This window comes from Agrobacterium sp. SORGH_AS_0440, assembly GCF_031453135.1.
Taxonomy (GTDB): domain Bacteria; phylum Pseudomonadota; class Alphaproteobacteria; order Rhizobiales; family Rhizobiaceae; genus Agrobacterium; species Agrobacterium pusense.
Map to the genome: position 1 here is coordinate 1,846,107 of NZ_JAVIYR010000001.1, position 26,999 is coordinate 1,873,105.

22 protein-coding genes are annotated in these 26,999 nt (G+C 59.1%); 19 read left to right on the plus strand and 3 right to left on the minus strand.

From position 1 onward, the window contains the following. Nucleotides 1–77: 77 nt before the first annotated feature. Nucleotides 78–965, minus strand: coding sequence for an AraC family transcriptional regulator (locus tag QE453_RS08365; protein WP_004444665.1), 888 nt, complete (start codon nt 963–965; stop codon nt 78–80). Nucleotides 966–1,163: 198 nt separating this feature from the next. Here QE453_RS08365 and QE453_RS08370 point away from each other — a divergent pair, with 198 nt between their 5' ends. The 11 genes from QE453_RS08370 (at nt 1,164) to QE453_RS08420 (ending at nt 16,668) form a co-directional block, all read left to right on the plus strand. After that, nucleotides 1,164–2,630 (plus strand): alpha-glucosidase/alpha-galactosidase, encoded by a 1,467-nt coding sequence (locus QE453_RS08370; protein ID WP_135856223.1) that lies wholly within the window; start codon nt 1,164–1,166, stop codon nt 2,628–2,630. 106 nt (nt 2,631–2,736) lie between these two features. Then, nucleotides 2,737–4,824, plus strand: a complete 2,088-nt coding sequence (locus QE453_RS08375; RefSeq protein WP_135856221.1) for an ABC transporter substrate-binding protein — start codon at nt 2,737–2,739, stop codon at nt 4,822–4,824. A gap of 142 nt (nt 4,825–4,966) precedes the next feature. Next, a complete protein-coding gene (locus QE453_RS08380) occupies nt 4,967–5,974 on the plus strand; it encodes an ABC transporter permease (RefSeq protein ID WP_045533939.1) in 1,008 nt (335 codons plus the stop codon). A gap of 1 nt (nt 5,975) precedes the next feature. Continuing rightward, on the plus strand, nt 5,976–7,112 hold the full coding sequence (locus QE453_RS08385) for an ABC transporter permease (protein ID WP_022563840.1): 1,137 nt from the start codon (nt 5,976–5,978) through the stop codon (nt 7,110–7,112). A gap of 13 nt (nt 7,113–7,125) precedes the next feature. After that, nucleotides 7,126–8,790 (plus strand): ABC transporter ATP-binding protein, encoded by a 1,665-nt coding sequence (locus QE453_RS08390; protein ID WP_135856218.1) that lies wholly within the window; start codon nt 7,126–7,128, stop codon nt 8,788–8,790. A gap of 23 nt (nt 8,791–8,813) precedes the next feature. Then, on the plus strand, nt 8,814–10,187 hold the full coding sequence (locus QE453_RS08395) for an alpha-glucosidase/alpha-galactosidase (RefSeq protein ID WP_035209541.1): 1,374 nt from the start codon (nt 8,814–8,816) through the stop codon (nt 10,185–10,187). A gap of 416 nt (nt 10,188–10,603) precedes the next feature. Beyond that, nucleotides 10,604–11,668 (plus strand): HlyD family secretion protein, encoded by a 1,065-nt coding sequence (locus QE453_RS08400; RefSeq protein ID WP_037092548.1) that lies wholly within the window; start codon nt 10,604–10,606, stop codon nt 11,666–11,668. An 11-nt stretch (nt 11,669–11,679) separates the two neighbouring features. Then, on the plus strand, nt 11,680–14,448 hold the full coding sequence (rbbA, locus tag QE453_RS08405) for a ribosome-associated ATPase/putative transporter RbbA (RefSeq protein WP_135856216.1): 2,769 nt from the start codon (nt 11,680–11,682) through the stop codon (nt 14,446–14,448). Then, complete coding sequence (locus tag QE453_RS08410) at nt 14,445–15,563, plus strand: ABC transporter permease (RefSeq protein ID WP_035209548.1); 1,119 nt, start codon at nt 14,445–14,447, stop codon at nt 15,561–15,563. The genes rbbA and QE453_RS08410 overlap by 4 nt, the downstream gene beginning before the upstream one ends. 138 nt (nt 15,564–15,701) lie before the next feature. Further along, entirely contained in the window at nt 15,702–16,304 is a 603-nt protein-coding gene (locus QE453_RS08415; protein WP_168247116.1) for an acyloxyacyl hydrolase, read from the plus strand. A gap of 217 nt (nt 16,305–16,521) precedes the next feature. Further along, complete coding sequence (locus QE453_RS08420; RefSeq protein ID WP_004444643.1) at nt 16,522–16,668, plus strand: DUF1127 domain-containing protein; 147 nt, start codon at nt 16,522–16,524, stop codon at nt 16,666–16,668. Between the two features lie 496 nt (nt 16,669–17,164). Here QE453_RS08420 and QE453_RS08425 read toward each other — a convergent pair whose 3' ends face one another. Then, a complete protein-coding gene (locus QE453_RS08425) occupies nt 17,165–17,608 on the minus strand; it encodes a response regulator (RefSeq protein WP_006700295.1) in 444 nt (147 codons plus the stop codon). Nucleotides 17,609–18,087: 479 nt separating this feature from the next. Here QE453_RS08425 and ftsZ point away from each other — a divergent pair, with 479 nt between their 5' ends. The 3 genes from ftsZ to QE453_RS08440 all read left to right on the plus strand — a co-directional run bounded on the left by ftsZ (nt 18,088) and on the right by QE453_RS08440 (nt 21,065). After that, on the plus strand, nt 18,088–19,050 hold the full coding sequence (gene ftsZ / locus QE453_RS08430; RefSeq protein WP_004444641.1) for a cell division protein FtsZ: 963 nt from the start codon (nt 18,088–18,090) through the stop codon (nt 19,048–19,050). A 241-nt stretch (nt 19,051–19,291) separates the two neighbouring features. After that, a complete protein-coding gene (locus QE453_RS08435) occupies nt 19,292–19,990 on the plus strand; it encodes a GntR family transcriptional regulator (protein ID WP_004444640.1) in 699 nt (232 codons plus the stop codon). A 109-nt stretch (nt 19,991–20,099) separates the two neighbouring features. Further along, nucleotides 20,100–21,065, plus strand: a complete 966-nt coding sequence (locus QE453_RS08440; RefSeq protein WP_006700297.1) for a dihydrodipicolinate synthase family protein — start codon at nt 20,100–20,102, stop codon at nt 21,063–21,065. Nucleotides 21,066–21,351: 286 nt separating this feature from the next. Here the strand turns inward: QE453_RS08440 and QE453_RS08445 are convergent, their stop codons facing one another. Further along, the gene (locus tag QE453_RS08445) at nt 21,352–22,389 is read right to left on the minus strand and encodes an Ldh family oxidoreductase (protein ID WP_309776740.1); all 1,038 of its coding nucleotides are present in this window, start codon (nt 22,387–22,389) and stop codon (nt 21,352–21,354) included. Nucleotides 22,390–22,833: 444 nt separating this feature from the next. Between QE453_RS08445 and QE453_RS08450 the strand changes: the two genes are divergently transcribed. The 5 genes from QE453_RS08450 to QE453_RS08470 all read left to right on the plus strand — a co-directional run bounded on the left by QE453_RS08450 (nt 22,834) and on the right by QE453_RS08470 (nt 26,997). Beyond that, nucleotides 22,834–23,640, plus strand: coding sequence for a transporter substrate-binding domain-containing protein (locus QE453_RS08450; protein WP_004444630.1), 807 nt, complete (start codon nt 22,834–22,836; stop codon nt 23,638–23,640). Nucleotides 23,641–23,709: 69 nt separating this feature from the next. Beyond that, nucleotides 23,710–24,375, plus strand: a complete 666-nt coding sequence (locus QE453_RS08455; RefSeq protein ID WP_309776742.1) for an amino acid ABC transporter permease — start codon at nt 23,710–23,712, stop codon at nt 24,373–24,375. 12 nt (nt 24,376–24,387) lie between these two features. After that, nucleotides 24,388–25,041 carry an amino acid ABC transporter permease gene (locus tag QE453_RS08460; RefSeq protein WP_006700301.1) on the plus strand — a complete coding sequence of 218 codons (654 nt, stop codon included), beginning with the start codon at nt 24,388–24,390 and terminating at the stop codon, nt 25,039–25,041. Next, a complete protein-coding gene (locus QE453_RS08465; RefSeq protein WP_004444624.1) occupies nt 25,034–25,756 on the plus strand; it encodes an amino acid ABC transporter ATP-binding protein in 723 nt (240 codons plus the stop codon). The genes QE453_RS08460 and QE453_RS08465 overlap by 8 nt, the downstream gene beginning before the upstream one ends. Next, nucleotides 25,756–26,997, plus strand: a complete 1,242-nt coding sequence (locus tag QE453_RS08470; protein WP_004444622.1) for an FAD-binding oxidoreductase — start codon at nt 25,756–25,758, stop codon at nt 26,995–26,997. The genes QE453_RS08465 and QE453_RS08470 overlap by 1 nt, the downstream gene beginning before the upstream one ends. Nucleotides 26,998–26,999: the final 2 nt, after the last annotated feature.

The window sequence follows — 26,999 nt, forward strand, 5'->3', positions numbered from 1 at the left end:
CTCTGCCAGCCTCCAAAGAAGGTGTAACGCCTATTCTTAATCGCCTGAAACATGTCAAAACCAAGTCCTGTTTCGCGTCAGCCCTGCCTGACACTGGCATACATGCCGGTGGTGCGGAATTCGCTCGGATTGGTGCCGTAAAGCCTGCGGAACACCTTCGAGAAATAGTTCGGATCCTCGAAACCGCATAGCACCGAGACTTCCTTGATTGGAATGTTGGCTGCGGTGGTCAATAGCTTGGCTGCCCGTCTCAGGCGTCTTTGCAAGACGAATTCCGCCGGCGGCAGGCCTTCGCTTGCGGTGAAGATTCGGGAAAAATGCGCGCGGCTGAGACCCGCCACGGCGGCCAGGTCGCTGACGGAAAGTCGATCGCCGAGGTGGCTGTCTATATAGCTCAGCACCTGCTGCATCGTGCGATATTCGCCGCCAAAGGAAGGATGCGAGCCGAAGACATCGTCATAAAGCGTCATCGCCGCCTCATAGGCGACAGCCGACGCCGCCCCCGGTGTCTCGGCACCATTGACGAGACGTGAGCAGCATCCGGCGAGATGATCCACCGTTTCCGGCTGCAGCTTGAGGATCGGGCCGGTGACGGAGAGAATGTTGCGGTGGATGCGGAGCGCTTCCTCGCCATTCATTGAAATCCAGAAGAACTCCCACTCCTTGCCATCTTCCAGCCAGTAGCGGTGATTGTGTGGAATGAGCAGCAGCAGGGTTTCGCCGGGCCTCACCACGTAATGGCGGTTCTCATAGCGCAGGTTACCCTGACCGCCGATGCAATATTGCAGGACGGTAAAGGGCGTCTGGCCGCGCTTGCGCCCATCCCAATCATAATTGCCGCCACGGCGGATTTCATAACCGCTGCTGGTCGGCATGGTGTGCAGCGTCTGGCGGCCGCGCGGCAGCGAGACGGTTCGCATGCCGGGTCCCTGATCGATCAAATCCTGCAGCACAAAATTACCCATGAAAGCATAATCCTTCTCTGGTCCTCGCCGGTATTATACGCATAATCCCGATCCGAGGAGACAGCCAGCAGGATATTGTTGCTGAAAAATTGGAGAGGAAGGCCGGTTTTCCGGGATTCTCACGGGTATTTTTCTGCAATGCCATTTCACGATCCGTCGGCCCGTTTCACCCGTTCGATTTGCAACAGAGGTGGCGTTATGAGTTTCAAAATCGCTATTATTGGCGCTGGCAGCGTCGGTTTCACGAAAAAACTGTTCACCGATCTCCTGTGTGTGCCGGAGTTTCGCGATATTGAAGTCGCGCTCACGGATATCAGCCAGCACAATCTCGATATGATCAGGGCAATCCTTGACAAGATCGTTGAGGCAAATGGTTTCCCCGTGAAGGTGACCGCCCATACCGACCGCCGCCGGGCGCTGGAGGGCGCGAAATACATCATCAGCTGCGTGCGGGTCGGCGGGCTCGAAGCCTATGCGGACGATATCCGCATTCCGCTGAAATACGGCATCGACCAGTGCGTAGGCGATACAATCTGCGCCGGCGGCATTCTCTACGGTCAGCGCAACATTCCCGTCATTCTCGATTTCTGCAAGGATATCCGCGAGGTTGCGGCACCCGGCGCAAAGTTCCTGAACTATGCCAACCCCATGGCCATGAATACCTGGGCAGCCATCGAATATGGCAAGGTGGACACGGTCGGTCTCTGCCATGGCGTTCAGCACGGGGCGGAACAGATTGCCGAAATCCTCGGTGCGAAATCCCCGGCAGAACTCGATTACATCTGCTCCGGCATCAACCACCAGACATGGTTCATCGATCTGCGACTCAATGGCCGCAAGATCGGTAAGGAGGAGCTGGTTGCCGCGTTTGAGGCGCATCCGGTCTTCTCGCAGCAGGAGAAGCTTCGCATCGACGTGCTGAAGCGCTTCGGCGTCTATTCGACCGAAAGCAACGGCCATCTCTCCGAATATCTGCCGTGGTATCGTAAGCGGCCAGAGGAAATCGCCCGCTGGATCGACATGTCCGACTGGATTCACGGGGAAACCGGCGGTTATCTCCGCCACTCCACCGAAACGCGCAACTGGTTCGAAACGGAATTCCCGCAGTTTCTCGCCTCGGCCGACAAGCCGATCGATCCGGCCAAGCGTTCCAACGAACATGCAAGCCATATTCTTGAGGCGCTGGAGACCGGGCGTGTCTATCGCGGCCACTTCAACGTCAAGAACAATGGCGTCATCAGCAATCTGCCGGCGGACGCCATCATCGAATCGCCCGGTTTTGTCGACCGTTTCGGCATCAACATGGTTTCCGGCATCACGTTGCCGGAAGCCTGCGCGGCCACCTGCATGGCGTCCATCAACGTGCAGCGCATGTCGGTCCATGCGGCAGTCACTGGCGATATCGATCTTTTGAAACTCGCCGTGCTGCATGATCCGCTGGTCGGCGCCGTCGCCACGCCGGAGGAGGTCTGGCAGATGGTTGACGAGATGGTTGTCGCTCAGGCGCGCTGGCTGCCGCAATATGCCGATGCCGTTCCGGCGGCGAAGGAGCGACTTGCGAAGTCCAGCGTCAAGACCCGTGACTGGGCGGGTGCCGCGCGCCGCAACGTGCGTTCCATCGAGGAATTGCGGGCCGAGAAATCGGCACTGAAAAAGGCCGTTTGAAGGAAAAGACATGGGAAAAGGCCGGCGGCGGAAGGGAGTTCGCCGTCCGGTCTCAACGATGAGAGAGGGTCGGCGGTCGAAGAGCTGCCATTTGGGAGGAATGACGATGTTACTTCAACGCAGGATTGGTATCATCTCGGCACTGGGGTTCGGTGTTTCGATGATCGCACTCAATGCGAATGCCTTCGAGACCACGACGCCGCCCGAGCCGCCGCAATTTCCGGCCGAAGGCAAGATCAACTATGTGGCGCGCGACTCGATCCTCGAATTCAAGGCGCTGCCAAGCTACAGCGAACCCGACTGGATTACCGAGAAATTCGAAAAGACCGGCAAGCTGCCGCCGCTGAAAGAGCGCCTGCCCGAGGAGCCGCTAGTCTACAAAACAGGCAATATGCCCGACGGCATGGGCGTCTACGGCGATACGATGCGCCATGTGGTCGGCGGCAGGCCGGAGGGCTGGAACTATATTGCCGGCCAGAGCCAGGGCTGGGGCGGCATCGATATCGCCCTTTCCGAGTGCCTGACGCGCACCGCGCCGCTGTTCCAGGTAGATGCCAAGGATACCGAGCCGCTGCCCAATCTGGCGAAAAGCTGGGAGTGGTCGGAAGATGGCCACAAGCTGACGATGCATCTCGTCAAGGGTGCGAAATGGTCGGATGGCGAGCCCTTCAACGCCGATGACGTGATGTTCTACTGGGAAGACGCCGTCATCGATCCCAATGTCTCACCGCTTGGCGGTGGTGCATCGCCTGAGGCTTTCGGTGAGGGAACGACGCTCAAGAAGGTCGATGACTACACCGTCGAATGGACCTTCAAGGCGGCATTCCCCAAGCAATATCTCTACACCATGGCCTATCCGAGCTTCTGCCCCGGGCCGTCGCATATTCTGAAACCGCAGCATCCGAAGTATTCCAAGAACACCTATAACCAGTTCAAGAACGCGTTCCCGCCGGAATATATGAACATGCCGGTCATGGGCGCATGGGTGCCGGTGTCATACCGGCCGGATGATCTCATCGTGCTGCGGCGCAACCCCTATTACTGGAAAGTGGACGAGAAAGGCCAGCAGTTGCCCTATCTCAATGAAGTCCATTACAAGCTCTCCACCTGGGCGGACCGTGACGTGCAGGCCGTGGCGGGATCGGGCGATTTCTCCAATCTCGAGCAGCCGGAGAATTTCGTCGCCTCGCTGAAACGCGCCGCTGACCCCAATGCGCCAGCCCGCCTTGCCTTTGGACCGCGCCTTATCGGCTATAATCTGCAGATGAATTTTTCCGCCAATGGCTGGGGCAATCCGGATGAGCGCGGACAGGCCATCCGTGAGCTGAACCGTAACGAGGTGTTCCGCCAGGCCGTCACCTCTGCTCTTGATCGCAAAGCGATCGGTGACTCGCTCGTCAAGGGGCCTTTCACGGCGATCTATCCGGGTGGTATTTCGTCGGGAACGAGCTTCTATGATCGCGCTTCCACGGTCTATTACCCCTTCAACCTCGAGGCTGCCAAGGCTGCACTGGCTTCGATTGGCCTGAAAGACACTGACGGCGATGGTTTCCTGAATTTCCCCAAGGAAAAGCTTGGCGGCCGTAATGTCGAGATTACCCTTCTCGTCAACAACGGTTACGCGACAGACAAGAGCCTAGCGGAAGGTCTCGTCGGCCAGATGGCGAAACTCGGCCTGCGCGTCGTCATCAATAGCCTCGATTCAAACCAGCGTGACGCCGCCCATTATGGCGGGCAGTTTGACTGGCTGGTGCGGCGCAATTCCACCGAGCTTTCATCCGTGGTGCAGAATACCGAGCAACTGGCCCCTGTCGGGCCGCGCACCAGCTGGAACCACCGCGCACCCGAAGGCAAGGAACTGGACCTGATGCCGTTCGAGAAGGACATGGCCGACATTGTGCGCAAGTTCATATCTTCGCAGGACAATGCCGAGCGGGCCGATCTGATGAAGCAGTACCAGAAGGTCTATACGCAGAACCTCTACACGATTGGCCTCACCGAATATCCCGGTGCGCTCATCGTCAACAAACGGTTCTCCAATGTGCCGCAGGGTACGCCGATCTTCATGTTCAACTGGGCCGAAGACGCCATCATCCGCGAACGCCTGTGGGTCGCGGCCGACAAGCAGGGCAAATATGAACTTTTCCCTGAGCAGCTTCCCGGCAAGCCGGGCGAGGGCGGGCCGATCAACTGAAGCTTCCGGTAAAGGTGCGTAACGCCATTATGTCCGGAAGTACGAAAACCTGAAGAACTCCTCCCGGAGCACACCCGGTCCCGGTCGCGCGTGAAGCGCGGCCGGCAACACACGGCCAATCCAAACCGAGGAAGACCGTTCGATGCTGAGATTTCTGACGATACGCGTGGCATCCGCCATTCCGGTGCTGTTGATCCTGAGCGTGGTGACTTTCGCCATCATCCAGGCGCCGCCCGGCGATTACGCCGACTACATCCGCTCGCAGCTGATGAACCAGGGCGGGGCGTCCTTCGAACAGGCGGAAGCGCAGGCGCAGGCATACCGTATCGAACACGGGCTCGATAAGCCGCTTGTCATTCAATATTTCAACTGGATGGGCGGCATCCTCGCCCGCGGCGATTTCGGCTACAGTTTTTATTACAACAAGCCGGTCGCCGATGTGGTTGGCGAACGCCTGCCGCGCACTATCGCTCTGGCGCTGGTCTGCCACATCTTCGCATCGGTACTTGGCATCGCCTTCGGCATATGGGCCGCCACTCGGCAATATTCCTGGGTCGACAACCTGCTCTCCACCATTGCCTTCCTGGGCATGACGATCCCGCGCTTCCTGATGGCGTTGATCCTCGTCTACCTCATGGTATTTCATTTCGATGTGTCGGAGATCGGCAGTTTCTTTTCACCGCAATATGGCGGTGCGCCGTGGTCATGGGCGAAATTCGTCGATCTGGTCAGCCACGTCTGGCCGGTGGTCGCTATCGCCGTCTTCGGGGGGCTGGCCTATAATATGCGGGTGATGCGCGGCAATCTGCTCGATACGCTGAATGCGCAATATGTCGAGACGGCGCGTGCCAAGGGCCTTTCGGAAGGCGCCGTCATCATGCGCCATGCGGTGCCGAATGCCGTGCACCCGCTCGTCATGTATCAGGGCGTGGTGCTGCCCTACATGCTGAGCGGCGAGATCGAGACCGCGATCATCTTCGCGTTGCCGACCGTCGGCCCGGCCATCGTCGGCTCCATGGCGGTGGGGGACGTCTATGTCACCGCGACCTTCATGATGGTGCTGGCTGCCACGCTGATCGTCGGCAACATCATCGCCGATATGCTGCTCGCCATGCTCGACCCGCGCGTCCGCGAATTCGGGAGGGCCTGAGATGATGGCGTTTGACGAGATGAAAACCGAAACGGCCGCCGCGGCAAAACCCGACCGCTCCGCCAATGGCAACGAGACCTATCTGGCGCTTGTCTGGCGGCGTCTCAGACGATCCTTCACGGGTATGGTCGGGTTGGTACTGGTGGTGCTGCTGATCCTCATCTCCATTTTTGCGGACTTCTTCGCGCCGATGAACCCGCTTGAAACCCATGGCAGTTTTTCACCGCCGCAGGTGGTTCGGTTCACCGACAAGGACGGCAATTTCAGCCTGGCGCCGCGCGTCTATGCCATTGCGGAGACGGAAGAGCTCGATCCGGTCACCTTCCAGCCTATCGTCGGCCCGGATTACGATAATCCCGTCTATCTCGGCTTCTTTGTGAAGGGTGCGGAATACAAACTTCTGGGTCTCATTCCGATGAGCCGGCATTTCTTCGGCTCTACCGATGGCCAGCCGGTGCATTTCCTAGGAACCGATAAATTCGGGCGCGACGTGCTGTCGCGCGCCATTTATGGCTCGCGCATCTCGCTTGCCATTGCACTTAGTGTTGTCGCCATCGTTACCGTCATCGGCACCAGCGTTGGGCTGATCTCAGGCTATTTCGGCGGGCCGCTGGATGCCTGGGTGCAGCGTTTCGTGGAGGTGGTGCTCGCCTTCCCGCAATTGCCGCTCTATCTCGCGCTGACTTCCCTTATTCCCGTCACCGCACCAACAACCGTGTTCCTCGTCTTTGTGGTCGGCGTCATGTCGGCGCTTGGCTGGGCGCAGATGTCGAGGGAGGTGCGCGGCAAGACGCTGGCACTGGCGCGGATCGATTATGTCCGGGCGGCGATTGCAGTTGGCGCCACCGACAGGCGTATCATCTTCCAGCACATCCTGCCGAATGTGATGAGCCATGTGATCGTCGCGGTGACCTTGCATATTCCAAGCGTCGTGCTGCTCGAATCCTTCCTCGGTTTCCTCGGCTTTGCGGTAAAGCCGCCGCTGATCTCCTGGGGGCTGATGCTGCAGGATACCGCTACCTATTCGGTCATCGGTTCCTATCCCTGGATTCTTGCACCGGTTGGTTTCGTGCTGGTCACCGTCTTTGCCTTCAACGCGCTGGGCGACGGCCTGCGCGATGCCGTCGATCCCTATTGAGAGGAGCGCGCCAATGGTAGCTGCACAAAACACCTACGCCCCCGCCATCCGCTTCGACGCCGATGATCGTCAGGATAACGCCATCATCGATGCCCGCAATATTGCCGTCACTTTCAAGGTGGAACACGGAATGGTGGAGGCAGTGAAGGACATTTCCTTCCAGCTTTACCGGGGTGAGACCATTGCCATCGTCGGCGAATCCGGTTCGGGAAAATCGGTCACCGCCCGCACCGTCATGGGCTTGTTGACCAAGCGCGCCACAGTCGCGAAATCGGCAGTCGTCCGGTTCAACGGCGACGACATCCTGAAATTCTCGTCGCGCAAGCGCCGGGCGCTGCGCGGCAATCGCATCTCGATGATCTTTCAAGAGCCGATGAGTTCGCTGAACCCGATCTATACGATCGGCAGCCAGATTGTAGAGGCAATCCGCGTCCACTCGAAATTGAGCAAGAAGCAAGCGGAGGCGAGGGCGCTCGATCTGCTGCGGCAGGTGCAGATACCGGAGCCGGAAGCGCGGCTCAAACAATATCCGCACCAGCTGTCCGGCGGCCAGCGCCAGCGTGTGATGATCGCCATGGCGCTCTCCAACGATCCCGACGTGCTGATTGCCGATGAACCCACCACTGCGCTCGATGTGACGGTGCAGGCGCAGATCCTCAACCTCATCCGCGACCTGCAGAAGAAGCGCGGCATGGCCGTGGTCCTCATCACCCATGACCTGACGATCGTGAAGCAGTTTTCCGATTACGTCTATGTCATGCAGCACGGCGAGATGCGTGAGCACAATACCACGGAGCGGCTGTTTGCAGCGCCGCAGCATCCCTACACGAAAAGGCTGCTTGCTTCCGAACCTCGGGGCACGGCAAAGCCGCTGCCGGAGAACTCCGGCGTCCTCCTGACGGCAAGCGGCGTGCGCGTTTCCTTCATGATGCGATATGGCGGCCTGTTCAAACCAGAACTCAAGGAGCTGATAGCGGTCGACAGCCTCGGCTTGACGCTCAGGCGGCACGAGACACTGGGGCTCGTGGGTGAATCCGGCTCCGGCAAGACGACCTTCGGCCAGTCCCTGCTCCGGTTGAACGAGCCTGTCGGAGGCGAGGTTGTTTTTGACGGTCAGAGGGTCGATGGCCGTTCCCGCGCCGAAATGCGGCCCCTGCGGTCGCGTATGCAGATCGTCTTTCAGGATCCCTTTGCCTCGCTCAACCCCCGCATGACCATTGGCCAGATTATCGAGGAAGGCCTCATCATCAACGGTCTCGGCAAAACGAAGGCCGAGAGGCTGGACCGGGTACGCGACGCGCTGGAGGCGGCGGGTATGCCCGGCAACATCCTCTCGCGTTTCCCGCATGAGTTCTCCGGCGGCCAAAGACAGCGCATCGCGATTGCGCGTGCCGTCGCGCTGGAGCCGGAATTCATCCTGCTCGATGAGCCGACCTCCGCACTCGATCTTTCCGTGCAGGCGCAGATCATCGATCTCCTGCGCAAGCTGCAGGATGAGCGTGGCTTGAGCTACCTGTTCATCTCCCACGACCTGAAAGTGGTCCGCGCCCTTTGCCACCGCGTCATCGTCATGCAGCGCGGGCGGATTGTCGAAGAGGGGCCTGTCGAGGACGTGCTCAGTCAGCCAAAAACTGAATATACACAGCGGCTTGTACGAGCCGCCTTCGAAATCGCTTGAATTCCCAATTGCCGGAGGTAGACATGGCAAGAGATCCCAAGATTGCATTCATCGGCGCAGGTTCCACGGTGTTCATGAAGAACATCATCGGGGACGTGCTGCAGCGTCCGGCCCTTTCCGGCGCCACAATCGCGCTGATGGATATCAACCGTGAAAGGCTGGAAGAAAGCGCCATCGTCGTCAACAAGCTGATTTCGACGCTCGGTGCAAAGGCGAAGGCCGAGACTTATACCGACCAGAAAAAGGCGCTTTCCGGCGCGGATTTTGTTGTCGTGGCGTTCCAGATCGGCGGATACGAGCCGTGCACGGTCACTGATTTCGAAGTGCCGCGTAAGTACGGGCTGCGCCAGACCATTGCTGACACACTTGGCGTCGGCGGCATCATGCGCGGCTTGCGCACAGTGCCTCACCTCTGGAAGATTTGCGAGGACATGCTGGCCGTCTGCCCGAATGCCATTATGTTGCAATATGTGAACCCCATGGCGATAAACACCTGGGCGATTGCCGAAAAATACCCGACGATCCGGCAGGTGGGTCTTTGCCATTCCGTGCAGGGCACGGCGATGGAACTCGCCCATGATCTCGATATTCCCTATGAGGAAATCCGCTACCGTTCGGCCGGTATCAACCATATGGCGTTTTTCCTGGAATTCGAGCATCGCCAGCCCGATGGCAGCTACAGGAGCCTCTACCCCGATCTCGTGCGCGCCTATCGCGAAGGCCGCGCGCCAAAACCCGGCTGGAACCCACGCTGCCCCAACAAGGTGCGGTACGAGATGCTGACGAGGCTCGGTTATTTCGTCACCGAAAGCTCCGAGCATTTCGCGGAATACACGCCCTATTTCATCAAGGAGGGGCGCGAAGACCTGATCGAGAAATTCGGCATTCCGCTCGACGAATATCCAAAGCGCTGCATCGAACAGATCGAGCGCTGGAAGGGCCAGGCGGCCGCCTATCGCTCGGCCGAAAAAATCGAGGTCAAGCAGTCGAAGGAATATGCCTCCTCGATCATCAATTCGGTCTGGACCGGCGAGCCCTCCGTCATCTACGGCAACCAGCGCAATAATGGATGCATCACCTCGCTGCCATCGGATTGCGCGGCGGAAGTGCCCTGCCTGGTCGATCATAACGGCGTGCAGCCCACCTTCATCGGCGAGTTGCCACCGCAGCTCACCGCGCTGATGCGCACCAACATCAATGTTCAGGAGCTGACCGTGCGGGCGTTGATGAGCGAAAACCGCGATCACATCTTTCACGCTGCCATGATGGACCCGCATACTGCGGCGGAACTCGATCTCGATCAGATTTGGTCGCTGGTGGACGATCTGCTGCTGGCCCATAGTGACTGGCTGCCGGAATGGACGCAGGCGGAGGTGAAACGGGCGCGGGCTGTGTAAACATCATCGCCCTCAATAACGGATCGGAGGTGTGCAGCGAGCCCACATCATCCTTTCGCAAGCGCTATAGAAGACCCTACTCTGTCATCCTCGGGACAAGCTCGAGGATGACGTCCGATTGTCGACGGGATGGCGCGGCATCGGTATGATCGTTTGGTACCGTCGGTGTTCTCAAAGGTGAGCCGGTTAACTGCCGGCGAACGGGGGGCGCCTTGATGACGCTCTCCATTAAATCCTTTCGCCGCTTGACTTGTGTCAAGGTTGCAGGCCGCTCTCTGGCGTAGACAGTCCCCGAAACCGGTTATTCCGCTTTCAGTGCGGGAAATACCAGGTACGAATTATGAACGTGATGGTGGCTGGCTTCTTCGGTTTTATCGTACTACGGTTGAAACCTGAAGGGTTCATGGGGAAGACGGATGTCTAAAAAGGGCTTGCTCATTGGTCTGGCGGTTGTGGTTCTGGCCGTGGCCGCCTATTTCGCCTGGTCGAAGCTGACAGCCGAGGGCCTGCCTTCGGGTTTCGTGGCCAGTAACGGTCGCATCGAGGCCGTCGAGATCGATATCTCCACCAAGACCGCCGGCCGCCTTCAGGATATTATGGTCCGTGAGGGTGATTTCGTGAAGGCCGGACAGGTTCTGGCGCAGATGGATACGGCCCAGCTGGAGGCGAGGAAACGCCAGGCGGAAGCACAGCTTCGCCGTGCGAAAATAGCAATCGACACGGCCCACAGTCTTGTCGCCCAGCGTGAAGCGGAAAAGACGTCGGCGCTTGCGGTGGTGGAACAGCGAAAGGCCCAGCTCGATTCCGCCTCCAAGACCAATGCACGCTCGAAACAATTGCTGACGGGCAATGCGGTCTCGCAGCAGATCGTCGATGACAGCGAGGCCGCCGAGCAGTCCGCCCGCGCAACGCTCGCCTCTGCGCAGGCCTCGCTTGCGGCTTCCGACGCCGCGATCAACGCCGCCAAGGCGCAGATCGTCGACGCCGAAGCGGCGGTAGACGCCGCACAGGCTGACATCGAGAGCATCGAGACTGACATAGCCGATGCGACGCTGAAATCGCCTCGCGACGGTCGCGTGCAATATCGCATCGCCCAGCCCGGAGAAGTGCTTTCCGCCGGTGGAAGGGTTCTGAACCTCGTCGATCTCGGCGACGTCTATATGACGTTTTTCCTGCCGACGGCCGAGGCTGGCCGCACGTCCATGGGGTCTGATGTTCGACTGATACTGGATGCCGCCCCCCAATACACCATTCCGGCAAAAGTGTCCTTCGTCGCGGATGTCGCGCAGTTCACGCCGAAAACGGTGGAGACCGAAGAGGAACGCCAGAAGCTGACATTCCGGGTAAGGGCGCAAATCCCCCAGGAACTTCTGCAGAAATATATTCAATATGTGAAAACCGGGCTGCCCGGCATGGCCTATGTCCGGCTTGATCCGGAGGCCGCCTGGCCGGAGAATCTCGAACGCAATCTCGTCAAGTGAGGGTGGCCGCTATGGTCGCGCCTCCCGAAACGAATGACAGGAACTCACCCGTTGCGCGATTGACCGATGTGCGGTTGACCTTCGGAAGCACGGTTGCGCTGGACGACATATCGGTCGAGATACCCGCCGGGCTGATGATAGGGCTCATCGGGCCTGACGGCGTCGGCAAATCGAGCCTGTTGTCGCTGGTTTCGGGCGCGCGCGCCATCCAGAAGGGCAAGGTGGAGGTTCTGGGTGGCGACATGTCCAATCCGCGCCACCGCGAGGATACCTGCCCGCGTATTGCCTATATGCCGCAAGGCCTTGGCAAGAACCTCTATCCCACCCTGTCGGTCTTTGAAAACATCGACTTTTTCGGGCGGCTGTTCGGACAGGACGGAAGGGAACGGCAGGCGCGTATCGCCGAATTGCTGAAGAGTACCGGCCTCGAACCTTTTGCCGATCGTCCCGCGATGAAGCTCTCCGGCGGTATGAAACAGAAGCTGGGGCTCTGCTGCGCGCTCATCCACGACCCGGACCTGCTGATCCTGGACGAGCCGACGACAGGCGTTGATCCTTTGTCGCGGCGGCAGTTCTGGGAACTGATCGACTCTATCCGTGCCGGGCGTCCGGGCATGAGCGTCATCGTCGCAACGGCCTATATGGAGGAGGCCGCCGGTTTCGACTGGCTGGTTGCCATGGATGGCGGCAAGATTCTTGCCACCGGCTCGCCCGCCGAACTTCTCGACCGCACCGCGGCACCCAATCTCGACGCCGCCTTCATCGCGCTTCTTCCCGAAGAAAAGCGCAAGGATTACCACGAAGTCCATATCGCGCCACGAAAGCCGACCGCTGAGGGTGATTATGCCATCGAGGCATCGCACCTTAGCATGCGTTTCGGCGATTTCACCGCCGTCGACAATGTCAGCTTCAAGATTCCGCGCGGCGAGATTTTTGGCTTTCTCGGCTCCAATGGCTGCGGAAAATCCACCACCATGAAGATGCTGACGGGCCTTCTGGCCGCCAGCGAAGGAGAAGCGAAGCTCTTCGGACACAAGGTGGATGCGAGCGACATGGCGATCCGCCACCGCGTCGGTTACATGAGCCAGGCCTTCTCGCTCTATTCCGAACTGACGGTGCGGCAGAACCTTGATCTGCACGCCCGCCTGTTCAAGCTGCCGGAAGAGGCAATTCAACCGCGTATCGCCGAAATGGCGGAACGTTTCGATCTTGGCGCGGTCATGGACACGCTGCCGGACGACCTGCCGCTTGGCATCCGGCAGAGGCTGTCGCTGGCGGTGGCGATGATCCATTCGCCCGATATTCTCATCCTAGATGAGCCGACCTCTGGTGTCGACCCGGTGGCGCGTGACGGCTTCTGGCAAATCCTCGCCGATCTCTCGCGCAACGATAATGTCACCATCTTCATCTCCACCCATTTCATGAATGAGGCGGAGCGCTGCGACCGGATTTCGCTGATGCATGCTGGCAAGGTGTTGATCAGCGATACGCCCGATGCGATCACCAGAAGCCGTAATGCCGCAACACTTGAAGAGGCTTTCGTCGCCTATCTGGAAGATGCTTCCGGGGTTACGAGGGACGCGCCTGCGACAGCATCTGTGGCAGCAGCGGACGTGCAGGTGACGCAACATGCGGCGCCCACCCGCAAGAGATTTTTCGATTTCAGGCGCATGTTCAGCTATACGCGCCGCGAGGCACTGGAACTGCAGCGCGATCCCATTCGCGGCACGCTGGCCGTGCTCGGCAGCGTCATCCTGATGTTCGTCATCGGATACGGCATCAATCTCGATGTCGAGGACCTGACTTTCGCGGTGCTGGATCGCGACGATTCCACCATCAGCCGCGATTACGTGCTCGACATTGCCGGCTCCCGTTATTTCATCGAGAAGGAACCTATCCGGGACTATGCCGATATGGACCGGCGGATGCGTGATGGCGAACTGAGCCTTGCCATAGAAATTCCTCCTGGCTTTGGCCGCGATGTGTTGCGCGGCAAGACTGTGGAGGTAGGGGCCTGGATAGACGGCGCCATGCCGCAGCGGGCGGAGACCGTTCGCGGTTACGTGCAGGGCATGCATCAGACATGGCTGGCGCGGAAGGCCGCCGAGATTTACGGCAGCGCGGCCACGCAAAGCAGCTTCAGCATCGAAACGCGCTATCGTTACAATCCCGACGTCAAGAGCCTTGTCGCCATGGTGCCGGCGGTCATTCCGCTGCTTCTCATGCTCATCCCCGCAATGCTGGCGGCCCTCAGCGTCGTCAGGGAAAAAGAGCTCGGTTCGATCGTCAATCTATACGTGACGCCGACCACGCGGCTGGAATTCCTGATCGGCAAGCAGCTTCCCTATGTCGCCCTTGGCATGCTCAATTTCGTGCTTCTGACGGCATTTGCGGTCTTCATCTTTCAGGTGCCGTTCACCGGAAGTTATCTCGCTTATGCGACGGGCGCGCTGCTCTATGTCATCATCGCCACATCCATCGGCCTCCTCATGTCTTCCTTCATGAAGAGCCAGATTGCGGCAATCTTCGGCACGGCTCTTCTGACGCTCATTCCGGCGACGCAATATTCGGGCATGATCGATCCCGTCTCGTCGCTGCAAGGGGCGGGCGCCTTTATCGGCAACGTCTATCCTGCCACCTATTTCATGACCATTTCGCGCGGAACTTTCTCCAAGGGCCTGGATTTCGCCGGACTTTCCGGCTCGTTTCTACCGCTTCTCATCGCCATTCCACTGCTCCTCATTGCCGGCGCTGCACTTTTGAGAAAGCAGGCGTCATGAGGCTTTTTTCGTCCAACATCTTCCAGCTCGGCATAAAGGAACTGCGCGGTCTCGCGCGAGACGGAATGCTGATGCTGCTTATCGTCTATGCCTTCACGCTGCAGATCTATACCGGTTCCAGCGCGCTGCCGGAGACGCTGAACAACGCGGCCATCGCCATTGTCGATGAGGATCAGTCGCCGCTTTCCAGCCGCATCAGCACGGCGTTTTATCCGCCCTATTTCTCCCCGCCGAAGCAGATTTCCATCGCTGAAATGGACAAGCGCATGGATGCGGGCCTCGATACCTTCGCGCTCAACATTCCCCCGGATTTCCAGCGCCGGCTGATGGCCGGACAGCAGCCGGCCATCCAGCTCAATATCGACGCTACCCGCATGAGCCAGGCTTTCAGCGGTGGCGGTTATGTGCAGAGCATCGTGACGAGCGAAATACAGGAGTATGTCGACCGCTATCGCGGCGCGACCTCGGTGCCGGTGGACCTCACGCTACGTTCCCGCTTCAATCCGGAACTGGACAAGTCCTGGTTCGGCTCGATCAACAACATCATCACCGCCATTACCATGCTATCCATCGTGTTGACGGGCGCGGCGCTCATTCGCGAGCGAGAACACGGAACGGTCGAGCATCTGCTGGTCATGCCGGTGACGCCGCTGGAAATCATGCTCAGCAAGGTGTGGTCCATGGGGCTGGTCGTGCTGGTGGCCTCTGCATTTTCCCTGTTCGTGGTGGTGAGGGGCCTGCTTGCCATTCCCATCGAAGGCTCGCTTTCTCTTTTCCTGCTCGGAACGGCATTGCAACTCTTCGCCATGACTTCCATGGGAATTTTTCTCGCGACAGTCGCCGGGTCCATGCCGCAATTCGGCATGTTGCTGATCCTGTTTTTGTTGCCGTTGCAGGTGCTGTCCGGCGCCATGACGCCTCGCGAAAGCATGCCTGATATCATCCAGTACATCATGCTTCTTGCGCCAAACACCCATTTCATCATCCTGGCGCAATCGGTGCTTTTCAGAGGGGCGGGGCTGGATGTGGTCTGGCCGCAACTGCTGGCGCTGCTGGCCATCGGCTCGGCTCTTTTCGTTTTTGCGCTTCGCCGGTTCAGGCGTTTCCTGCGCTGACAGCATCGGGATCACGCGCATGTTTCAGCCGATTCCACGTAAGTTGAATTAATTGTGTTCGGTAACGGTATGTTCGCCTTCCGCGATTATGCCTATGAGGACGGCTGGGTAAAGCGGGCTTTGTTCAGGAGTAGCACGATGAATATTGCAGCACGTCTGTCGACGGCAGCCATGGTCGCACTGGCTGCCACGTCATCTTTCGCGTCGGAGGATATGACCTCTGAGACGAGTGAGGCGATATTCGGCTTCGCTGGCGCCCTGACAAAAGAAGACATGCTGAAAAGCGCGGCGCTTATTCCCGTGGACTATGAAAGAAACGCTGTCATCGGCGGCGGCTATCAGTTCTATCCTTACCGTATCGGCAATATAAAACTGGGCGGTGAGGTCGGCATGGCCGTCAGGTTCGGCAAGGGCTTCACCGGCGAGGTGTGGGCGGGCCCGGTCGCGCGGTATGAACAGATCAGGCTTGGAGAGCGACTGTTCATCACCCCAAGTTTTACAGCAGGGCTCAGCCTTGTTACGGATGCGCAGCCGGGCCGCGAGCGCGAACAGGAAATCAAGGACGACGGCAACGCCAATGTCCTTTTTTATCTGGGGCCGGAAATCAACGTGTCTTTCAGCGAGGGTTCCTCGACGGAGTTCTTCTGGCGCCTCCACCACCGTTCCGGTGGCGGCAAAACACTTGGCAACATGAAGGGCGCCACAAACGCCAACGTGTTCGGAGTCCGCTACAAGTTCTAAGCCGCCGCTACGTTATAAGGTCCTGCGAACTGTCTGGATTTCAGCCACGTTTCTTTTTCAACGCAAACTGGCGCCAGCAACCCTTGCGTCTGATGCATGGGTGGATTGCCTTATTTTGCCTGTTAAATCCCCATTGGAAAGCGCATATAGAGGTCATCGAAGGACGCCGGAACGAAAACGTTACTGACGTCACCTAAACCTCAGAAAGGGTAATGTCATGAACGTAGCACGCAGCTTCAACAATTGGCGCAAATATCGTCAGACCATCACCGAACTCGGCCGCATGAGCACCCGTGAACTGCACGATCTCGGTATCGATCGCAGCCAGATCACCAGTGTCGCTCGCGCCGCTGTTGGCAAGTAAATAGGGCGATACCGCCTCATTCTGAATGCTTCAACGCCCGCTTTGCGGGCGTTTTTGTTTGGTTTGAAAATGAAGGCACTTCATTGGGAGTGTCTGACAGCGAGGCGGTGCTCTCACCGGATGCGCCGCATTCTTCTCGATTGCTGTCGATGTTCGGTGCAGGTTGGGAACTCGGTAAAGGCCGGATCCGCGAGAAGCGGGTAAATGCCCGGTATCGTCCTTCGTGACGGACGCCATGCGCTCAGCGCATATCTGTGCTGCAACCTTGTGCCTGTCAAATGCGCAGGGAAATGGTATGTTCCTCTCATCGAAACGGATGTACCTCCTCCCACATCCTTTTCGTAAAGCGGGTGATCCTACTCCTCCTCCCAAAGGATTGCCCCGGGGACAGCGGTTTTCCTCCTCCCATATCGCTGTTCATCTTTTCAGAAAGCCTGCCGCACCTCCTCCCGCGGCAGGCTTTTTTGTTTTTGGCCGTTTTCCTTGTTGGTATATCTCAGTCGAATGCCATCATGCCGATGGGCGTCACGGCACGGGTGCCTGCGCGTCTGGCGAGTGCATAAGTGAGGCATTGTTCGACTGCATCTTGCGGAACGGGCTTGGCGATGACGCCAGCGCCGATGCCGAGATTGACCACGACCTCGGGGTTTGCGGTCATGAAGATGACCACCACACCGTGCTCTTCGGAAAGCCGTCGCCCGATTTCCGGCCCGGTTTGTCCATCGGCAAGATTGACGTCGACAAATGCAATATCGGCGCGGCGGCCAAGTGCCACGGCATCATCCAGCTTGTTGGCGATACCGATGACGTCTGCCTCTTCATCCGCCTGAAGAATGGAATCCTCTATGTCCATGGCGATGAGGAACTCGTCTTCCACGATCAGTACCCGCGGCTGCTCCATGCGGAAGCCGGGTTCACTCTGCAAAACGTCTGCCAACATATGCCTGCCTCCATTGAGTACGCTACCAAGCACCGAACTGAAAAAATACGCCGCGGTTTGGGGTCGTCTGGTGCTTCGACAATATCTGGAGCGTCGGGACTGTTTGATCTCATCACCCGCCGCCTCAGCACGGTCGGCAAGCAAACACCCGGCGGGCCAACTCGTTCCAAAGTGAGATAAACATAGTGAATGGAGTGTAAACAACGTGCCTTTTGGGCTATCACCTCTTGATAGCGAAGCAGTTGATTCGGTTTGGTTTTCATCCGGGGGAAGGGTGGAGGAACGTCGCCGTAGCGCATCTTTCGCCGCTGGAGCACCAGTCTTTTGGCCGCAATCGGTCCTTAAGGCTTACATGGAAATTCAAGACGTTACGGCCTCCTTCGCGCGCCAGGAAGGAAGAGCGGGAACGCCACCGATCAATCGCGTGCCGCGGTCAAAACCGGCGCGGGACCCTATGAATTTGGAAAGAGAATTAGACGATGACACAGTCTCCGCGCGCTACCATTGCCCGCAACACTCCCAACATCGCCGTCGTCGGAGTTGGTGGCGGTGGCGGAAACGCGATCAACAACATGATTGCCGAGGGTATCGGCGGCGTCGATTTCATCGCGGCCAATACGGATGCGCAGGCGCTGAAGAAGACCAATGCGCCACGGCTCGTGCAGCTCAGCTCAGAACTGACGGGCGGGCTTGGTGCGGGTGCTGATCCCGAGGTCGGCCGGCAGGCTGCGATCGATTCCCTCGACGAGATCATGGATCACCTGAGCGGCTATGATATGTGTTTCATCACCGCCGGCATGGGCGGCGGCACCGGGACGGGTGCGGCACCCGTTATTGCCGAAGCCTGCCGTGCAAAGAACATTCTCACAGTTGGTGTCGTCACGCTTCCTTTCAGCTTTGAGGGCGTGCGCCGCATGCGGGCTGCTGAGTACGGTTTTGCCAATCTGCTCAACACGGCCGATACCGTCATCGTCATTCCCAACCAGAACCTGCTGCGCATTGCCGATGCCGGCACCACCTTCGAAAATGCGCTCAAAACCGCCGACAAGGTACTGTCGCTCGGCGTGCGCTGCATCACCGATCTCATTTTGCGTGAAGGTCTGGTCAATCTCGATTTCGCCGATGTGCGATACGTCATGAAGAATGGCGGCCGGGCGCTCATGGGCACCGCACAGGCCAAGGGCGAAAAGCGTGCTTCGGAAGCAGCGGCAGCGGCCATTGCCAATCCGCTGCTCGGCGAGCCCTCGCTGAAGGAAGCCCGTGGCGCGCTGGTCTCCATTTCCGGCGGCAACGACCTGACGCTTTACGAGATTGATGAAGCGATGACGCTGGTACGTGAGGCTGTCAGCGAGGAAACCGATGTGGTGATGGGCGCTTCGTTCGACCCAACGCTGGACGGCGCTTTCAAGATTTCCGTCGTGGCCACCGGCCTGCGGAACTAATCTCCGACTAAGGCGTCGCATCGCCGCTGGAAGCCGCTATTCGCCGCTCCGGCCGTGAAAGCGCGATGAAGACGTCTGCCCCACAAACCGAACGATCGAAAGCCGTCGCGGGCAATTTTCGCGACGGCTTTTTGTTGTTTTTGAACAATTATTCCGTCATGCAAGCCAGCGACCCGGTGACACGTCGTTGATAACGAAAAAATATAATAGTACTCTTTATGTCGACAAGAAGGATTTGATTATGACGGATATAATTGCTTCTGCCGAGCGCAAGCGCGGCTCCGGTGTGAAGATGGTCTACGATCTGCTGCGCGACGAGATTCTTGATCTGGTCCTGCCACCCGGCAGTCCCATCGATGAAGTGCAGCTTGCCGAACGGTTCAAGATGTCGCGAACGCCGATCCGTGAGGCGCTGGTACGGCTTTCGGGCGAGGGGCTGATCGATACGCTGCCGAACCGCTCCACCATGGTGTCGAACATCGATTTCCTCAACATGCACACCTATTTCGATGCGCTGGTCTTGATGTACCGGGTAACGACCCAGCTTGCCGCGCAATATCACCGCCCGGAAGATCTGGCTGGCATTCGCGCCCATAATGCGGAATTCGCCGTTGCGGTGGAGGAGCAGGATGCGCTGGCGATGATTTCCACCAACGCCGCCCTTCATCTTTCCATCGCGGAGGCCGGGCGCAACCCCTATTTCACCAGCCTGTTCAAGCGGCTGCTGGACGAGGGGCGGCGCATTCTCAGGCTTTATTACCAGTCCTATGACGATCGTCTGCCGAAGCGCTTTGTCGATGATCATGAAGAGATGATCGAGGCGATTGCCGCACGCGATATCGCTCTTTCCGAAAGACTGGCGCGGGAGCACGCTGAACAGATCGTCCGGCAGGTGCAGAAACTGCTGGTGCGAAACGAACGGCTGGAAATAAATCTGTAGCTTGTCGATTTCTTGTCGACAAATAAAATACAAGATAGTAATGTCCCTCTCGAAAGGGTGGCGCGGACGTGCGTCCATTCCCGAAAAACATGTCCCTTAGGAGCTAGTAATGACGGCCAGCATTTTTTCCGGCGTGATTCCCGCCTTGATGACCCCCTGCAAGGATGATCGCACCCCCGATTTCGATGCGCTTGTTCGCAAGGGCAAGGAACTGATCGCCGATGGCATGTCCGCCGTGGTCTATTGCGGCTCCATGGGCGACTGGCCGCTCCTGACGGACGAGCAGCGCATGGAAGGCGTGGAGCGTCTGGTGAAGGCCGGTGTTCCCGTCATCGTCGGCACCGGAGCGGTCAACACGGCGTCTGCCGTTGCCCATGCCGCCCACGCCCAGAAGGTTGGCGCCAAGGGCCTGATGGTCATTCCCCGCGTTCTGTCGCGCGGTTCGGTCATCGCCGCCCAGAAGGCTCACTTCAAGGCAATCCTCTCGGCTGCACCGGAAATCCCTGCCGTCATCTATAACAGCCCCTATTATGGTTTTGCGACCCGCGCCGATCTCTTCTTCGCGCTGCGCGCCGAGCACAAGAACCTCGTTGGTTTCAAGGAATTCGGCGGCCCGGCCGATATGCGTTATGCGGCTGAAAACATCACCAGCCGCGACGATGAAGTCACGCTGATGATCGGTGTCGACACCGCTGTCTTCCACGGCTTCGTCAATTGCGGCGCAACCGGCGCCATCACCGGCATCGGCAACGTGCTGCCGAAGGAAGTCATCCACCTCTGCAAGCTGTCGCAGGCTGCCGCCAAGGGTGACGCCGATGCCCGCGCACGCGCCTTGGAACTGGAACAGGCGCTGGCCGTTCTTTCGTCCTTCGACGAGGGCCCGGATCTGGTTCTCTATTTCAAGCACATGATGGTGCTGAAGGGCGACAAGGAATACACGCTGCACTTCAACGAAACAGATGCACTGACGGACAGCCAGCGGGGTTATGTCGAAGCACAGTTCAAGCTGTTCAACAGCTGGTACGCCGACTGGAGCAAGCTGCCGGGCGCAGTGCAGGCCTGCAAGGCCGCCTGAGATATTGCTGCTGTGTAAAAAAGGCCCGCAACTGCGGGCCTTTTTTGCATGTGATGAGGTTTGATGTCTCTCCTCCGTCATGCCGGACTAGATCCGGCATCCAGCCAGGGCGCGTCTGCGTCATGAAAGGTCTCTTCCGCGGTCAAGGACTTGATCGCGCTGGACCCCGGATCTAGTGCGGGCTGACATGGCGGGGATGCTATGCAGTCGCAAAAAACGCTGAGTGACGTTGTCGTTATGAAGGCCCGCAATTGCGGGCCTTTTTTCCATTTCCCCATCCAAATGGTCAGGAAACCGCGTCCAGCCCCTTTTCCAGCAGCCGGTCGAGCCCGGCCATTTCGGCGGCGGTAAGCGTGATGCCTTCGCTTTCGGATTTGGCGCGGGCAGTGAAGCGGCGGCCCGAGGGCAGGCGGGCGCCCTGGCCGATAATGGCGTCGAACAGCACTTCCGCGCGCTGGAAGGGATCGCCTGGGCGGCCCTTGGCAAAGGCTTCAGGTGAAAAAGCGACGATCAATTCGCCATGGGTGGGGGCAAGCGTGGTGGTGCCGAGAAATTCGAGCGCTTCGGGGCTGGTGAGATCGCCGATCATGATGCCGGCGAGAAGCTCGATCATGGTGCCGATGGCCGATCCCTTGTGGCCGCCAAAGGGCAGCATGGAACCGGCAAGGGCCGCCTCCGGGTCGGTCGTCGGCTTGCCGTCAGCGTCCAGAGCCCAGCCTTCCGGCAGGGGCTTTCCGGCCCGCCGGTGTAGTTCGATTTCACCGCGGGCCGCAACCGACGTCGCAAAATCGAAGACATAAGGGGAGGTGCCCTTGCGCGGCCAGCCGAAGGCGAAGGGGTTGGTGCCAAGCAGAGGCTTGGTTCCGCCGGTGGGCGCGACGGTGGAATAGCTCGGGCACATGACCAGCCCGGCGAGACCGTTTTCGGTCAGCCCTTCGACTTCCGGCCAGAGCGCCGAGAAATGCGTGCAGTCATTGACGACGAGTGCTGCGATGCCCGAGAGTCTCGCCCGCTCCACCAGAACCGGCAGACCGAGTTCGGAGGCGGGGTTTGCGAAGCCGCCATGGGCATTGACCTTGACGATAGCCGTGCCGTCGTCTTCGGCCACTTCAGGTATCGCATCCGGCTTAACCTTGCCGGCCTTGACGGTGCGGAGCGCGCCTTCGATACGGTAAATGCCGTGCGATTTGCAGGCATCGCGCTCACCGGCGGTGATGACGCGTGCAAGTGCGCCCGACTGCACCTTATTGAGGCCCGCCTTGCTGAAAATCGCCTCGACCCGCGTCGAAAGCTCTTCAATGGTCAAGGTGGTGGTGTCGCTCATCATTATCCTCCGATGTCGGGCTCGCACATTTTGAATACATAAAGTATACAAAGGTGTGAGTATTGCAACGTGTCTTTTCGATGAAGCTCAGTCACAGCAGAAGGCCACCGTCTCAAACACGAAGATACCTTAAGCCCTCATTCCTGTGCTTGTCACAGGATTGCAGTCGACGCGCGTCTGCGCATCGGAAAGCCTCTTTCAGCCCAAAGACTTGGGCTGGTTAGATTCCTTTGACAAGCACAAGCATGAAGGAGGCTGAATGTTTCGCCCACCTTGTCCGCTTCCCCGCGCCGGCGCGCGTAATCATCCGCGACACCTCATCAGTTCGCAGATGTAAAAAATTCTTTTTGTATACTCATTGTATTTTTCTATTGATTTCTCGGGCCCACAGGGAAATAGTGACCGCGCCTTCAAGGGCAGACCAATTCTGGGAGCAAATCAAGAATGAAAAAATCGGTCATTTTCGCCGGCCTGCTGGCCGCCACTTCCGCTATCACCCCGGCCAAGGCCGACAAGCTTGACGACATCATCTCGTCTGGCACGCTGCGTTGCGCGGTTGTGCTCGACTTCCCGCCCATGGGCGCGCGCGATGACGCCAACAATCCTATCGGTTTCGACGTCGATTATTGCAACGACCTCGCCAAGGCGCTCGGCGTCACGGCTGAAATCGTCGAGACGCCGTTCCCCGAGCGTATTCCGGCACTGATGTCCGGCCGCGTCGACGTCGGTGTCGCTTCGACCTCCGATACGCTGGAGCGCGCCAAAACGGTTGGCATGACCGTGCCTTACTTTGCCTTCGAAATGGCCGTTACCGCCAACGACAAGTCCGGCGTCAAGTCCTTCGAGGACATGAAGGGCAAGACGGTCGGCGCAACCGCCGGCACGTTCGAAGCCATTGCGCTTGAAAAGTCGGTCAAGGAGTGGGGCGTCGGCGAATTCCGTCCTTACCAGACCCAGGCTGATGTGTTCCTTGCCCTGAGCCAGGGGCAGATCGATGCCACCGTTTCCACGTCGACCGTTGCGCAGTCCAACGTCAAGAGCGGCAAGTTCGCCGGTATCTCGGTGGTCGGCAAGGCGCCTTACGACATCGATTACGTCGCGCTCTTCACCAACCGGGATGAATACGGCTTCATCAACTACCTGAACCTCTTCATCAATCAGCAGGTTCGCACCGGCCGCTACGCCGAGCTCTACAAAAAATGGGTTGGCGGGGAAGTGCCTTCGCTCACCGTCAACGGCGTTTATCGCTGATCAGGACTTTTCGGAAACGGCGCGGTCGAATGACCGCGCCGTCGATCGTTTCTGAAAGGTGAGACGGTTATGTTCAACTACACATTTCACTGGAATCAGGCGCTGAAGGCTTTGCCGCAGCTTGTGGACGGTGCGGTGGTGACGCTGCAGATCGCCATCCTGTCGATGGTCATCGGCGTGTCCTGCGCCATCGTGCTGACGTTGTTCCGGCTTTCGGGCAACCGTATCCTCGGCGCCTTCGCCTCGGTCTGGGTGGAAATAGCCCGCAATACGCCGGCGCTGTTCCAGATCTACATGGCCCATTTCGGGCTCGGCAATTTCGGCATTCATCTGAGCCCCTATACCGCGCTTCTGGTTGGCATCGCCTTCAATAATGCCGGTTATCTCGCGGAAAATTTCCGTGGCGCGCTGAAGGCCATTCCGGATACGCAGACGCGTTCGGGCCGCTCGCTCGGCATGACCTCGATGCAGACCTTCAGGCTGATCATCCTGCCGCAGATGCTGCGGGTTGCTTTCCTGCCGGCCACGAACCAGATGGTCTGGGCAATCCTCATGACCTCGCTCGGCGTCACGGTCGGCATGAACACGGACCTCGCCGGTGTCACGCAGGCCTTGAACGCCCGTTCGTTCCGCACCTTCGAATTTTTCGCGCTCGCCGCGGTCATCTATTACGTGATCGCCAAGATCGTCACGCTCGCCGCCAGATTGCTGGCCGCGCGTCTGTTCCGTTACTGAGAGAGGTGAGTCATGTTTGAAACCGCTCTCACCTGGAGTGATCTCGCTTTCCTGGCCAAGGGTGCCGGCATGACGCTTGCCGTCACCGCCGTCGCCGTCACGGCAGGCACCATCATGGGGATCATCTTCGGCGTCCTCCGCTTCCAGCTCGGGCCTTACTGGGCCCTGCCGCTCACCTTCGTTCTGGATGTCTTCCGTTCCGTGCCGCTGCTTATCCAGCTGGTTCTCGGCAATGCCTTCCAGTCGATCGCAAAGCTCGGCTGGCCACCCTTTACTACCTCCTGCGTGGTTCTGTCGCTTTATACCGCGGCCTATTGCACGGAAATCGTGCGTGGCGGCATCGAAGCGGTGCCCTCGAACACCCGCCGCGCTTGCCGGTCGCTCGGTATGACCTGGTCGCAGGACATGCGGTACATCGTTCTGCCGCTTGCCACGCGCGTGTCGCTGCCTGCCTGGATCGGCCTGACGCTGGGTGTCATGAAGGATTCAGCGCTCGTCCTTTGGCTCGGGCTCATTGAGCTTCTGCGTGCCTCGCAGATTCTCGTGACCCGCCTGCAGGAACCGCTGACCATCCTGATGATCTGCGGCGCCATCTACTTCCTTATCAGCTTCCCCATCGCCCGTTTTGGCGGGTATCTCGAAAGACGGTGGTCCCCCAATGATTGAGATCGAAAACGTCCGCAAATCCTTCGGCCCGCTGGAGGTTCTGAAAGGGATCAACCTCACCGTCAACAAGGGCGAGGTCGTCACCATCATCGGCGGCTCCGGTTCCGGCAAGTCGACACTGCTCACCTGCATCAACGGCCTCGAGCCGATCGACAGCGGCAAGATCGTCATCGATGGCACCGAGGTGCATGCAAAGTCGACCGACCTCAACAAGCTGCGCCGCAAGGTCGGAATCGTCTTCCAGCAATGGAACGCCTTTCCGCATCTGACGGTGCTTGAAAACGTCATGCTGGCGCCGCGGAAGGTGCTCGGTATTTCGAAAGAGAAGGCCGAAGAAATTGCGGTCAAGCAATTGACCCACGTCGGCCTTGCCGAAAAGCTGAAGGTCTATCCGAACCGCATGTCAGGCGGCCAGCAGCAGCGCATGGCGATTGCCCGCGCACTTGCGATGTCGCCGGAATATATGCTGTTCGATGAAGTTACCTCGGCGCTTGATCCGATGCTGGTCGGCGAAGTGCTCGACACGTTGAAGATGCTCGCGGATGAGGGCATGACGATGATCTGCGTCACGCATGAAATGGCCTTCGCCCGTGATGTCTCGAACCGCGTCGCCTTCTTCCATCAGGGCGTGATGGCCGAGATCGGCACGCCAGATCAGTTGTTCGGCGCACCACAGCATCCCGAGACGCAGAAGTTCCTGGCGAGCGTTCGGTAATGCCTGCAAATGATGTCATCGTCATCGGGGCCGGCGTTGTCGGCCTATCGGCGGCAATCGCGGCGCAGGGCCGAGGTCTTTCGGTCACGGTGATCGACCGTGAGGGACCGGCGGCGGGCGCTTCTGCCGGCAATGCCGGCGCCTTCGCCTTCACCGATATCCTACCGCTCGCGTCGCCCGGCATTCTCTGGAAGGCGCCGAAGTGGCTGCTCGATCCGCTTGGGCCGCTCAGCGTGCCGCCGGCCTATGCGCTGAAGATCGCGCCTTGGATGTTCCGGTTCTGGCGGGCCTGCGCCGCCTCGAAGGTGGAGCACTCGACTGCAGCGCAGACGGCACTGATGGACCTTTCCAGGGCCGAACTGGAGCCGTTCCTCAAAAAGACCGACACCATTGCCATGCTGCGCAAGGAAGGCAACCTCCAGGTCTATGAAAGCGATGCGGAATTCGAAGCATCACTCGGCGGCTGGAAGGCGCGTGAGCGCCACGGTATCGAGTTCCGGCATCTGAACGCCGAGCAGATGGCCGAGATACAGCCCGGCATCGCACCGCGCTTCACCTGCGGCACGTTCACGCCTGGCTGGTATTCCATTGCCGATCCCAGGCTTTACACGCTGGCGCTGGCCGACCATTTTCGCACCATGGGCGGGCGTATCGAATGCCTCGATATTGCCTCGCTCCGGCCGTTGGAGGATGGGGTCGAGGTGGTTAGCCATGACGGCCGCACGCGCAAGGCAGGCCGGGTGGTACTGGCGGCAGGCGCCTTTTCGCACCGCATTGCCCGTTCGCTCGGGGAAAAAATTCCGCTGGAAACGGAACGGGGCTATAATACAACCCTGCCTTCAGGCGCATTCGATCTGCGGACGCAGGTGACCTTCGGCGGCCATGGTTTCGTCGTTACCCGGCTTTCCTCCGGCATCCGCGTCGGCGGTGCGGTCGAGTTGGGCGGGCTGGAGCTTCCGGCCAATTTTGCCCGATCCGAAGCGCTGCTGGCCAAGGCGAAAGCCTTCCTGCCGGGCCTGAAATCCGAAGGCGGCAAGCAGTGGATGGGCTTTCGCCCCTCGCTGCCGGACAGCCTGCCGGCCATTGGGCATGCGCGACACACGGCGCGGGTGGTCTACGCCTTTGGCCACGGACATTTGGGACTGACGCAATCTGCGGGTACGGCGCGCATCGTCGCCGACATTCTGACGGGGCAAAAACCCGCCATCGACACAAGCGCTTTTTCGCCGCAACGTTTCTAGAG